General features: G+C 69.0%; 12 protein-coding genes. 5 read left to right on the top strand and 7 right to left on the bottom strand.

From position 1 onward, the window contains the following. A partial coding sequence (locus B9O00_RS13565) for a transposase (RefSeq protein WP_143596230.1) occupies positions 1-365 on the bottom strand: 365 nt, incomplete at its 3' end. A 171-nt stretch (positions 366-536) separates the two neighbouring features. On the opposite strand from B9O00_RS13565, the gene B9O00_RS13560 reads away from it, so the two are divergent. The 3 genes from B9O00_RS13560 (at position 537) to B9O00_RS13550 (ending at position 2,647) form a co-directional block, all read left to right on the top strand. Beyond that, the gene (locus tag B9O00_RS13560) at positions 537-1,598 is read left to right on the top strand and encodes an SIR2 family protein (protein ID WP_159460216.1); all 1,062 of its coding nucleotides are present in this window, start codon (positions 537-539) and stop codon (positions 1,596-1,598) included. A gap of 79 nt (positions 1,599-1,677) precedes the next feature. Next, complete coding sequence (locus B9O00_RS13555; protein ID WP_085123206.1) at positions 1,678-1,881, top strand: hypothetical protein; 204 nt, start codon at positions 1,678-1,680, stop codon at positions 1,879-1,881. A 130-nt stretch (positions 1,882-2,011) separates the two neighbouring features. Further along, on the top strand, positions 2,012-2,647 hold the full coding sequence (locus B9O00_RS13550; RefSeq protein WP_085123205.1) for a hypothetical protein: 636 nt from the start codon (positions 2,012-2,014) through the stop codon (positions 2,645-2,647). Between the two features lie 85 nt (positions 2,648-2,732). Here the strand turns inward: B9O00_RS13550 and B9O00_RS13545 are convergent, their stop codons facing one another. After that, positions 2,733-3,212 (bottom strand): RES family NAD+ phosphorylase, encoded by a 480-nt coding sequence (locus B9O00_RS13545; protein WP_085123204.1) that lies wholly within the window; start codon positions 3,210-3,212, stop codon positions 2,733-2,735. Then, on the bottom strand, positions 3,209-3,676 hold the full coding sequence (locus B9O00_RS13540; RefSeq protein ID WP_159460215.1) for an Xre family toxin-antitoxin system antitoxin: 468 nt from the start codon (positions 3,674-3,676) through the stop codon (positions 3,209-3,211). The genes B9O00_RS13545 and B9O00_RS13540 overlap by 4 nt, the downstream gene beginning before the upstream one ends. 246 nt (positions 3,677-3,922) lie before the next feature. Here B9O00_RS13540 and B9O00_RS13535 point away from each other — a divergent pair, with 246 nt between their 5' ends. Both B9O00_RS13535 and B9O00_RS13530 read left to right on the top strand, forming a co-directional pair. After that, on the top strand, positions 3,923-4,243 hold the full coding sequence (locus B9O00_RS13535; RefSeq protein ID WP_085123202.1) for a helix-turn-helix domain-containing protein: 321 nt from the start codon (positions 3,923-3,925) through the stop codon (positions 4,241-4,243). Then, a complete protein-coding gene (locus B9O00_RS13530) occupies positions 4,240-5,487 on the top strand; it encodes a type II toxin-antitoxin system HipA family toxin (RefSeq protein WP_085123201.1) in 1,248 nt (415 codons plus the stop codon). The genes B9O00_RS13535 and B9O00_RS13530 overlap by 4 nt, the downstream gene beginning before the upstream one ends. 76 nt (positions 5,488-5,563) lie before the next feature. Here the strand turns inward: B9O00_RS13530 and B9O00_RS13525 are convergent, their stop codons facing one another. The 4 genes from B9O00_RS13525 to B9O00_RS13515 form a co-directional block, all read right to left on the bottom strand. Next, complete coding sequence (locus B9O00_RS13525) at positions 5,564-5,950, bottom strand: hypothetical protein (RefSeq protein WP_085123200.1); 387 nt, start codon at positions 5,948-5,950, stop codon at positions 5,564-5,566. Next, positions 5,947-6,930 (bottom strand): ATPase, T2SS/T4P/T4SS family, encoded by a 984-nt coding sequence (locus B9O00_RS33070; RefSeq protein ID WP_159460214.1) that lies wholly within the window; start codon positions 6,928-6,930, stop codon positions 5,947-5,949. Before B9O00_RS33070 ends, B9O00_RS13525 begins: the two co-directional genes overlap by 4 nt. Positions 6,931-7,111: 181 nt before the next feature. Then, positions 7,112-8,410: a hypothetical protein gene (locus B9O00_RS33065; protein WP_159460213.1), complete on the bottom strand. Its 1,299-nt coding sequence runs from the start codon at positions 8,408-8,410 to the stop codon at positions 7,112-7,114. A 9-nt stretch (positions 8,411-8,419) separates the two neighbouring features. Beyond that, the gene (locus B9O00_RS13515; protein ID WP_085123198.1) at positions 8,420-10,912 is read right to left on the bottom strand and encodes a type IV secretory system conjugative DNA transfer family protein; all 2,493 of its coding nucleotides are present in this window, start codon (positions 10,910-10,912) and stop codon (positions 8,420-8,422) included. Positions 10,913-10,929: the final 17 nt, after the last annotated feature.

Here is a 10,929-nt window from a genome sequence, read left to right as displayed (position 1 = left end):
CAGACCTTGCGGATCGCCGCGCCGTTGTCGCGGCGGGAATCGGCGATCGTCTTGTGATCCGGCACAAGCCGCCCGGTCAGCCACATCACTTCGACATTGCAGCCGGCCTCACGCTCGATGCGCCGGCTCGATTGGACCCGGTTGAGATAGCCGTAGACGTAGAGCTTCAGCAGCACCGCAGGATGATAGCTCGGCCGTCCAGTCGCCGCAGGATCGACACCGCCGAAGCCCAGCGCGGCGAGATCCAGCTCCTCGACGAAAGCATCGATCACCCGAACCGGATTATCCTGGTGCACCCAATCTTCGAGGCTTTCCGGAAACAGTGTCGACTGATTGCGATCCACACCCTCGACAAAGCGCCTCATCACCGCCCCCGTCGGATCCGACGAGGAATCGTAGCAGCCGACGCGTTTTCACACAGCCAGGACCCAAAGCGGACGCTGGCATCGGCGGCCCACCGCGATGGGATGAGGTGAGTATCAGGTATAGGGGCGGACCAGCTGCGCGTTTATATTGCTCCTATGAGAGATGCAAGGATGGTCCACAATTCGCCGCGGCCGCGTGTTCTCGTGATTCTTGGTGCGGGCTCAACCCTCCATGCGGGCTCCCCTTCGACGAGAGATATTGACGATCTCGTATTCGGGATCGGTGACGAACCCATTCGCTCGGTCGTCAATCGCTTGCGCGCGCAAAGGACCGAAGGAAACTTCAATTTTGAAACTGTACTGGCCGCACTCGAGGAACTGGATGACTTCAGCGTTCGCAAGGGCCACCCTACGGCGTGGTCGTGTATCGGCGGCTACCTCGCAGCGTTCGCGGACTACCTGCCTGACTTCGCACCCGTCGCCGACACGAGCTTTCTGTCGGCTCGCACCCAAGTAATCGGCCGAATCAAGGATTTCGTGATCAGCCGTACAACTGAGGCTTCGCCAGATGCGCTGAGGAATTTCTTCGACCAACTGCGCGCAATCTTCGACCTTACTGTCGTCACGCTCAACTACGACGACCTCATTGATCGTGCTGGCGACTGGTACGATGGCTTCAGTGCGCCAGCTAGGGCCAACCATGCCGGAACGTTCGATCTTGCTGGCTTCCCTCAGCAATCGGCGCAACACTCCGCCGTCTTGATGCACCTACACGGCAGCGTCCGGTTCGGCTTCCCACGGCCCAGTCCCAACCCGCCAATGGAGGGGGAGGTCGTTCGATATGGCCAGCCAATCCGCGGGCTTCAAGTCCTGCTTCATCCGCCGAGAGGCATCGCACAACCCACACCGATCATCGCGGGCGACGGCAAAGATCGTTGGATGACGCGAGCTTGTGTGCCATTCGGCTATTACTACAATGCCTTCATCAACACGATTCAGGCGTGCCCGCGAGTGCTTGTGGCCGGCTACGGCGCCGGTGATCAACACGTCAACTCATGGCTGCAAGAAGAATACCCGAGGCTGCATGGTGCTCGGCGGCGTGTCGTCCGTATCGATCCCGCCTTACTCAAACTGCCCGAAGTTGCAGAGTGTCTGAACCTTGGTGGCGACGAAGGGCAATTTCCACCTGTAGATCCAGATCAGATTGAGCGGATTATCGATTTTCTAGCTTAGCTGTGAGACCGTTGTTCGCTTCTGGCGCACAGCCGCCAGCCCGTTGCCGTCGGCACGCCCTCCGTCCAACATGCCTCGCATGACCTCCGACCTCGACACCTACCGCGCCGCCTGGCTGCTGGTCCGCCAGCATGGCGACGAGGCCGGCCTGGTCGCCGCGCAGCGGGCCGACACGCTCCTCGCGGTGGGTGACCTGGGCGGCTGCAGGATCTGGAAGAGGATCCTGGCCGCCGTCGTCGAGCTCGGCCGGCAGGAGCCGGGCAACGGCGATCGCCTGCAGTGAAGACCCAGCAGCCGGCTGCGAGATAGGTATGCCGATAATGTTCATTACGGTAAATTCTGAAAATACCCCTGACGTCAGGAGCTGCGCTAATATTGCGCCAATCGGCGCGTCGCATTCCAAGGAGCCCACTATGCCGCAAAGCCGCGGCTCGCGACCGGGCGATGTGCACCTGCTTCCGGTGCGCACACTCGAATGCCTCCCGGTGATCGCCTTCGGGCTATGCACTCACGTCGGCGCGACGGACGCTTTGCGCTTCCTCGTCTCTGGCGGCATCGCCGCGGTCGTGCTGGTGCTCCTGCTTCGACGCCGCAGCCCGCAGAATCCGCTACTGCTCGGCGGCAACCTCCAGATGGTCATCGTCGGCGCCAGCTTCGCCCTCTACCTCGGCTTCGGCATCGTCGTGCCTGGACTCGCCGGGGCCTTGCTGACGCTGCGCGAGACGGCCTGGCTTCTGATGGTGCTTCTCGTCAGCACGGCCTACACGCTGGCCTCGCCCGGTGGCTGTCTCGCCTGCGAAGCCGACCGCTGCGAGCCCCGAAGCGTCCGTCGAGGCTCGCTGCTGTTGCTGGCCGCAACGTGCGCCGGCGTCCTCCTGTCCTCGGAATTCCGTGGACAGGAGATGATCTCGGCAGTGCTGCCTCTGACCGCGCTCTATCTCCTCCAGCGCTGGCTCGCGGCCCGGGCCGAGCGGCGCCGCGCAGGCACGGGCGGCACGGCGGGCGCCATCGTCGCGCTGCTGGCGGCCGATCATGATCCGCGATCATGACACCGGCGGCCAAGAAGCCTTAGGGCCGCGGGACCGTCTCCGGCGCGCCAACGTTGCTGCTCGCGCGCGCTCAGCACTCCAAACGTCAGCGGAACAGACGCTGATCCCACCAAACAGGTGTTTCGAGGCCGCAGCTGATTCGTTGGAACTCCGGGTGCGCGGCGTTGATCACGACGTTGCGCTCGACCCGGGCGACCACGGAGGGCACCATCAGCACGGCACTGCGCTGCTCTGCGTACCAGCGATGGCCGAAGCGCCGGGCGGCCTCGCCGCCCGGCTGATGCCAGCCGGGCAGGATGTCTGCAGTCACCAGCTCGTAGGTCAGGCCGGCCGGCAAGGTGATCTCGACGAAGTGCTGGTTCGGCGGCAGAATGCCGTTCCAGTGCACGAGGGTCTCCAGCATGGCCGTCGAGTAGTGTTCGCCAGCGTAGATGACCGCATCGCCCCTGTCGTGCCAACGCCCCTGCGTGCGGCGGGCCCCTTCGGCGGAGAAGACAGGGTGTGCACCTGCGGGATCGCCGATCCGGTAGGCCTTGAGCGGATCGGGCAGCAGGCGCGGCGTCACAGGGCGACGCCAGCCTCGGCGCGCTGAAGCAGATTGAGGACGGCGTCGGCCCCGGCCGAGCTCGAGCAGGCGAGATCAAACGGAGTCTCGCCATCCAGCAGGGGGTGAGGACGGCCAAGGAAGGCCTTGATGCGCTCGGAATCGCCGTGGAAAGCACGGCCGACGGCATCGATGACTCGACTCACCTCGTAGAGCCGCCCGCTGTGCTCTCGCGAAAGCGGCTTTCCTGCCTTGCGGACCCTGCGCAGCGTGGCTTCCGGCACGATCGGCCCGACGACACGGGATCTGCCGAGAATGCGGGCCATGGCGGTCACGCACTTAACCGGCAGGCCCTCGGTCACCCGCCGTGCCAGCGCGACGTCGTCAAAATCAGGCGGCACAGCGAGCGCGAGCAGCAGGGCGAGGCGCGCCGGCTCGCTCGCCGGCACCGTTTCCGGCCGGGCGTAGGCATCGATCATCGTCATGGCGGCCTCCTTGCCTGTCGTCATATGACGACTATATAGGCGTCGAATGGCGCCTGGCAAGGAGGTCCGATGCGTCCCTTGCCCTCAGCTCCGATCAATCCCGACTCTTGCGCCGGTGGAGCGGCGAGGTCGCCTGCCCGGTCCGACTTCTTCGCTGCTCAAGCACAGACAGCTCTTGAACAGCCCTCGCATAATGTTATCTTCCGTTGACGTTAAACCGGCTTAAGGTCGCAGGAAGCTCACATTATGCCAGCCCCTCACCAAACGAGCATCGGCGTGCGCAGAGCCCTGCGCGGGCTGGGCCGCGATCTCAAGGCGGCCCGGCTGAAGCGGCGCCTGCCGATGAAGATCGTCGCGGATCGTGCCTTCACGACAAGGCAGACTCTCCAGAAGATCGAGATGGGAGACCCCGCCGTCGGCGTCGGAATCTATGCCGCGGTCCTCAATGCCCTCGGGCTCCTCGACCGCCTGGCCGACCTGGCCGCACCCGGCAGCGACGAGATCGGGGAAGGCTTCATCGCCGAGAACCTGCCGAGGAGGGTCCGGTTGCCCCGGAACGAGGCATGAGCGACGTCGAGGTTCACATCGAGCTCGCGGGTCAGACCCGGCGGGTCGGCACGCTGCGCCGGCAGGCCCGGCGCGGCGGCGAGGCCGTCGTGTTCGAGTACCACGAGGACTGGCTGGCCGCCGACGGGCGCTTCTCCCTGGAGCCGGCGCTCGTGCTCGGCCGAGGGGCCCATGCGCCCGCCGGCGACCGGGCCATGTTCGGCTCGATCGGCGATTCGGCGCCGGACAGCTGGGGTCGGCAGCTCATGCGTCGGGCCGAGCGGCGGCTCGCCGAACGCGAAGGCAGGGCCCTCAGGGCCCTGTCGGAAGCGGACTACCTGCTCGGCGTCGCCGACGCTTCCCGCCTCGGGGCGCTCCGGTTCCGCCGAAGGGACGAAGAGGCATTCCAGGCGCCAGTCGCCGAAGGCGTGCCGAGGACGATCGAGCTCGGCCGGCTGCTGGGCGTGACGGAGCGGATCCTGCGCAACGAGGAGACCGACGAGGACCTGCGCATGATCTTCGCGCCAGGCTCCTCTCTCGGCGGCGCACGGCCCAAGGCCTCGGTCCTCGACCAGCATGGGCGGCTTGCGATCGCCAAGTTTCCCAAGGAGGGCGACGAGTACGGCATCGAGTCCTGGGAGGAAGTCGCCCTGCGCCTGGCCGGGCGCGCCGGCATCCGGACGGCGGAGCACCAGCTGGTCGAGGTAGACGGCAAGCCGGTGCTGCTCTCGCGACGCTTCGACCGTGGCGAAGCCGGCCGCATTCCCTTCCTGTCAGCCCTCTCCATGATGGGGCTGGCCGACGGCGAGAGGGGCAGCTACCCGGAACTGGTCGATCTCCTGGGCCGGCACGGGGCGAACGCGCGAGCGGATGCCGCCGAGATCTTCCGGCGCATGACCTTCAACGTCCTCGTCTCGAACGTCGACGATCACCTGCGCAACCACGGCTTTCTCTGGAGCGGTCAGGGCGGCTGGTCGCTGTCGCCGGCCTACGATCTCAATCCGGTCCCGACCGACGTGAAGGAACGGGTCCTCAGCACCAGCATCGACTTGGAGGACGGCACCTGCGACCTGGAGCTGGTGTTGTCGACGGCTGAGTACTTCGGCATCGACGGCAAGGAGGCCGTGGCGATCGTGAAGGAAGTCGCCACGGCGACCGCGACCTGGCGGGAGATCGCCCGCACCGTCGGCATGAGGAAGGCCGAGATCGAGCGGATGGGCAGCGCCTTCGAGCACGACGATCTCAAGAAGGCGCTCGCGCTGTAGGATCCGCGGTCGCCGGTGTCGCCGTCTCCCCTCTCTGAGAGGGGACCGTTCGACCCGTCATACGCCACTGCCAGGGTCAGTCTCGTTCCCTTCGCCGATAGAGCGGCGAGGTCGGGTCGCCGGCGGCGTAATAGAGGGCCGCGTTGACCAGCAGGTAGAGCGGCAGCCCGAACTCCCGCTGCATCGCCTCGAGCCGGGCCATCACGGCAAGCGGCAGGCTGAGCTTCGAGCGCTGGAGCTTTTCCTGCCGGCGCCGCCGCTCGATCGCCTCGAGCGCCGGGCCCGGCGCCACGGCGAGCTTGGCAAGGCCGCGCGCGATCTCCGGGCGGTGCCGCTTCAGGCTCGGCAGGAGGTCGACCGAGCGGTGGGCCCGCTCGGCGCCGCGCGGCAGCCGCGGTCCGGCCGGCTGCGGCGGCGCGCCGGCATCGCGCCGGCCCGGGTCGGCCAGGTCCTGCGCGCTCACAGAAGGCGCTCCCAATCGACCTCGAGGGTGCCGCCGGCCGGCCGGAAGGCGATCTCGGTCACCCGGCGCTCGCCCCGCACGCGGTCGAGCTGGACGACGGCATCCAGGGCACGGGCGAGGAGCTGGAGCACGGCCGGGCCGCCGGTCGCGCTGTTGCTGCCGAGCTCCACGTTGCGACGCCACGCGACCAAGGCGGCCAGCGGAGAATCGGCGTGGAGCGTCGTCATGAAGCCGCCGTGCCCGAGCGTCAGGAGGCGGAGGTAGGCCGCCGCGGAATCGACGGACAGCTCGCCGCCGACCACCAGGTCGGGCCGGAGACGGGTCACGGCGTCGATCATCTCCCGGTAGCCGAGGTCGCCGCCGGTGGCGAGCCGGCCGACGAGGAGGGCGACGTTGTTGGCCTGGAGCACCTCCAGCTCCCGCACGTCCTCGACCGTGACGATGCGCTCCTCGCCAGGGACCTCCCGGAGCAGGGCGTTCAGGAAGGCGGTCTTGCCGGTGCCGGTCTGCCCGGAGACGACGATGGAGCCGCGCCTGCGCGCCAGGTCTCGCAGTCGTTCGAGCTCCTCGCCCTCGAGGCCAAAGGCCTCCAGCTCGTAGCGTCGGTTGCGATGGACGCGGATCGAGAGCGCGACGCCCGACGCGACGTACTTGCCGGTGACGAGCTGGAGCCGGTGGTCGCCGGGCAGCAGCACGGCGAGGCTGGGGCGCTCGGCGGAGAACGGCAGGCTGCGGACGTTGGCGAGCACGTGGCCGAGGTTCTCCGCCCACTGCCTGGTGAGCTCCGGGACCGGGACCCGTTCGAACCGGCTGGTGACACGGCCGTCGGCCGCCACCTCGCGCTCGATCCAGGCCTCTCCGGGCCGATTCACCTGGATCTCGATGACGCGGTCGCCGGCGCCCAGCCAGCGGCCGAGCGGGGCCAGGAGCCGAGCGACCGCGGGATTGGCCGCCTCGGCCGAAGACTTCGCGACGGTCATGCCAAAGCCTCCACCGCTCGGATTGCGTCGCCTGGCCGACCCGAGCGCAGCGCTGCGGACCCTGGATCGGATCGTGATCGGTTGGATCCACCGGTGGATCCCCCGACCACGTGAATCCGGCCCAAGCCCTTGGAATAGAGCAAATGGTGACCGGAAGGAATCGAGGCGCGATCCCTTCTGGTCACCATTTGCTCTGGCTACCGCACCCGCCGGCCACGACCGCCTCGGCCGGACCGCCGTCGAACAGACGGGTCGATCCGTCGGGCAGGCGCCAGCTCTCCAACCGGCGCTGCAGGGCGATCCGCCAGCAGCCGAGGCTGACCGTCTGTCCCGTGGCCTGCGTCTGGAACCCCGCGTGCTGCCACGCAAGCGCCCGGCCGGGCTCGGCGAAGGGCGCGCCGATCGCCATCCCCTGGTCGTCCGCCGGGCCGGTGAAACCGACGAGCTGGACGAGCGGCTCCGATGCCCGGACGGCGGGGTCGTGCCGCCAGCCGGCCGGGCGCTCCAGGATCGGCAGCATGCGCTCGGGGTCGGGGTCCGGCACGCACTCGGTGAGCTTGAGGTAGCCCTCCCGGCCTTCCTTGCCGTTGCCGCCCAGCCACCATTCGCGGCCGGGATAGCTGACCCGGGCGTGGAGGTCGCCCAGGAAGCGGCCCTCGCAAGGGGCGGTCTTCTGCACCAGGTCGAGGCCGAGGGCATCGCCCGTCATCCGTCCGTCCGCCGCGAGCACCCGCTTGCCGGCGTTGTCGCCGCTGTCGATCTCGAGGCCGGAGGGCTGGCAGTCCAGGATCATGAGGGTCAGCGTGCCGTCGCTCGCGACCACCCTCTCCTGCAGGACCTGCAGCTTTCCCGGGCCCTGGCCGAAGGGCCAGAGCGGCGCGCAGGCTTCTCGACGGTGCTGGAGCACGAGGGCTGCGGCACCCTCCCGGCAGCCGAGGACGACGCTGCCGTCGGCAGCGAGCGCCCGGCGCCAGAGGTAGGTCCTGCCCGCCTGCCAGTCGTCGCGCCGCGGACAGTCCCGCTCGGTCCAGGTCAAGGGGGCTGGCGAGCCGGAGTCGCGGCATCCGGTGACGTCGACGAAGACGCCGTCGGCCGTCGTCCAGCCGAAGCGAGAGCGCGGCACGGCAGCGGGCGGCTTGGCGCTCTCGAGATCCCCGTCCGCCGCCGCTTCGTCGGCCTTCGACGAAACCGCCCGCCAGCTGCAGGCAGGACCGCCGGCCTCGAGAGCGATCGGCGCCCGCTGGCGATCGGGCTCGCAGCCGCCGAGCTGCCGGTCGTTCCAGCTGCGCCGCCGGGGCACCACGAGCCCCTGCGAGAGGTCGACGAACGGCAGGCAGCCATAGGCGGTGCCGAGACCTGCGCCGATTTCGGGAACCGTCTGGGCGGCTGCCTCGCCGCCGGGCGCGGAGAGGACCGCCAGCAGGACGGCAAGGAGGAGCGCGGTCGGGCCGAAGGGCAGGCGATTCGATCGGCGGACCATGGGCGGGTCTCACTGCTGCAGGGTGCCGGTCCGCAGCGCAGCGGACCGTGGGGGATGGGTCTGCGCAGGGCCCGACGGGGCCGGCGCGTCCGGCGACGGGTCGGCTGGCGGCAGGCTGCCGCGTCGCCGCAACGTCGGATGGCGGAACCAGGCGGCCGGCCGGATCCTGATCGGCCGGTTGTAGGCGCCTTCGACCAGGAGCAGGCCGCGCCCCCAGGAGGGCGGCCGACGCGCCGGATCGAGCCGCTCCATGGACAGGAGCGCCTCCGGCGTGACCAGCGGTCGCCCGCGGATCTGCTCGCTTCGATTGACCGCGAAGGGCTCCACGCGCTTGCCGATCCCCAGGGACCGCGAAAGCTGGTGCTCCATCACGGTCGTGTTGCCGATCTGCTTGGAGAAGCCCTCGGCCGTCTCGAGGTCGTTCTGGGAGAGCAGGATCCAGCGATTGATCGTGTTCCTGAGGCTCTTCAGCGCCAGGCCCCCGTCCCGGTAGACGCGGCTGATCTGGTTGAACGACTGTCCGACGAGGACGAGCTGGCAGTAGTAGGACCGCCCGAGCTCGGGCAGGTTCAGCAGGGACTGCAACGGCGGCAGCGTCCAGAACTCGTCCGCGATGAACAGGACGGGCCGCGCTTCGCCGGCCTTGATCCGGGCCTTCAGCCGCGGCTCGTCCTGGCTGATCAGGAACTTGGCGGCCGTCTCGAAGAACAGCCCGGTCATCCTGCCGACGACCTCGGCGTTCGCGAGCGGTATCACCAGGTAGACCGTGACGGGCCGCACGCGCTTGCGGCCCCGGCGATCCTGCAGCTCGACCCCGCGCAGGTCCTCGATGGTGAAGGAGCTGCTGGACGTCCGGCTGCGGATCGCCGGATTGTTGAACATCTCGATCGCGCTTCCGGCGGTCGAGACCACCGAGCCGCGTTCTTCGGGCGGCTTGTCGAGCACCGCCGTGAGGTCGGAGATCACGTAGGAGGGGTAGCCTCTCGCCTTGGCTTCCCCAATGGCACGCTCGAGCAGCTCCTTCAGGGCATCCTGGTCGACCCCGCCGCCGCTGGGCCGGTCCGGCAGGCCGAGGCCCGGCGGTTCGAGAAGGCTTCCCGGACCAGATTCGCCGGCCTCCCCCGGCTCGGCCGCGCTCACCTGGAGCCCCTGGAAGCCGTGCCCGCCGGTCACGTCCGCGCCGGCGACGTCGCCTCTCGCCCCGGCCTCCTGCCCCGCCCCGGCCTCCTGCCCCACATCGGCCTCGACCCGCGTCAGCCAGTCGTAGATCTTGCCGAACGAGGGTTCGCCGAAGCGGTCGGGATCGTACTCGGAGCGCGCGAGGTGGAACCCGATCCAACCGCGCAACGCCTGCCTGCCGGTGACGCGCCAGTGCTGCTCCACGGTCTCAGGAATGAGAACCGTCGCCATCCGCGCGACGTCGGTCTGGCGGTTCGCGATGTGCTGGGCGTACTCCAGGAGGGAACGCTTCAGGGCCGCGAGCCGGCCGGCGGCGTCCTCGCGCGGCTCCAGGCGACCTTCCGGATGGAGCGAGGATGGATCCGCCACCAGCTGCTCGAGCCAGCCACCGCCGCCGTCACGCTGGCAGGCCAGTGCCCGGGAGAGGGCCTCGCGCCCCGCGGGCGCGCCGTCCAAGAGGTAGCAGGCGTCGAGGGCGGCCTCGAGCTCGTTGCGCAGACGGCGCACCGCAGTGCCGCCGGACAGATTGCCGGGGGACAGCGGATTCCAGCTGTGTCCGGTGACCTCGGACCAGGCGACGCGGAAGGTGGGACCGAAGCGACTGCGCCAGCCGGAGGTACCTTCGAAGTGCTCGCCCTTGGGATCGTTGACGACGAGCGAGGGACAGAGCGAGCCGGGGCGATCGTGCCAGTCGCCCAGGATGGTCGTCTTGAGAAGCACCGACTTGCCGGTGCCGGGCGGAGCGATCAGCCCGACGCTCAGGGGCGAGGCGTTGCGCAGGTAGCGGGGCCGGTGGCCGAACAACGCCGAGATCCAGGCGGGCCGGGGCAGTTCGCCGAGGATCAGCCCTCCCGACTGCAGCAGGTCGAGCTTGGCCAGGTCGCCGCGCTCGGCGAAGCGGGCGTCGCCCTGTCCCTTGTATCGCAGGCTGTAGGGGCTGAGCGCCCAGCCGACCAGAAGCAGCAGTGGCGGCGTCGCGATGAGGAGGGCGAGCCATGCCGTCGCGAGCGGATCCTGCGTCTCGAAGCCGGTCCAGAGCCGCTGCCAGGTTGCCGACCTCCAGGCGCCGTGGTGCTGGAGCAGGCCCTGGCTGAGCCAGGACCAGGTCTCCCGCAGCCAGGGCAGGCTCAGACCCGGGGCCCGGACGCGCGCGGTGAAGACCGCTCGGCCGGCGACCTGGATCGTGCCCCAGGGCCGCGCCAGCTGTGCGACCGGCCAATAGGCGAGGGACAGCAGATAGCAGGCCGCGAGTCCGGCCAGGCCGCTCGCCGCGAGCCACCGCTTGGCCTGTTCGCGCTCGCGCTCTGCGAGCTGGGTCGACATGACGCCGGATGCTCCTG

The organism is Tistlia consotensis USBA 355, assembly GCF_900177295.1.
Taxonomy (GTDB): domain Bacteria; phylum Pseudomonadota; class Alphaproteobacteria; order Kiloniellales; family DSM-21159; genus Tistlia; species Tistlia consotensis.
This window is presented reverse-complemented; position numbering and strand designations above follow the sequence as displayed.

Bases quoted from the DNA above. Each gene is read 5' to 3' on its own strand.
- B9O00_RS13560 (WP_159460216.1), top strand. From the start codon at position 537: ATGGTCCACAATTCGCCGCGGCCGCGTGTTCTCGTGATTCTTGGTGCG.
- B9O00_RS13555 (WP_085123206.1), top strand. From the start codon at position 1,678: ATGACCTCCGACCTCGACACCTACCGCGCCGCCTGGCTGCTGGTCCGC.
- B9O00_RS13550 (WP_085123205.1), top strand. From the start codon at position 2,012: ATGCCGCAAAGCCGCGGCTCGCGACCGGGCGATGTGCACCTGCTTCCG.
- B9O00_RS13540 (WP_159460215.1), bottom strand. From the start codon at position 3,676: ATGACGATGATCGATGCCTACGCCCGGCCGGAAACGGTGCCGGCGAGC.
- B9O00_RS13535 (WP_085123202.1), top strand. From the start codon at position 3,923: ATGCCAGCCCCTCACCAAACGAGCATCGGCGTGCGCAGAGCCCTGCGC.
- B9O00_RS13530 (WP_085123201.1), top strand. From the start codon at position 4,240: ATGAGCGACGTCGAGGTTCACATCGAGCTCGCGGGTCAGACCCGGCGG.
- B9O00_RS33070 (WP_159460214.1), bottom strand. From the start codon at position 6,930: ATGACCGTCGCGAAGTCTTCGGCCGAGGCGGCCAATCCCGCGGTCGCT.
- B9O00_RS33065 (WP_159460213.1), bottom strand. From the start codon at position 8,410: ATGGTCCGCCGATCGAATCGCCTGCCCTTCGGCCCGACCGCGCTCCTC.
- B9O00_RS13515 (WP_085123198.1), bottom strand. From the start codon at position 10,912: ATGTCGACCCAGCTCGCAGAGCGCGAGCGCGAACAGGCCAAGCGGTGG.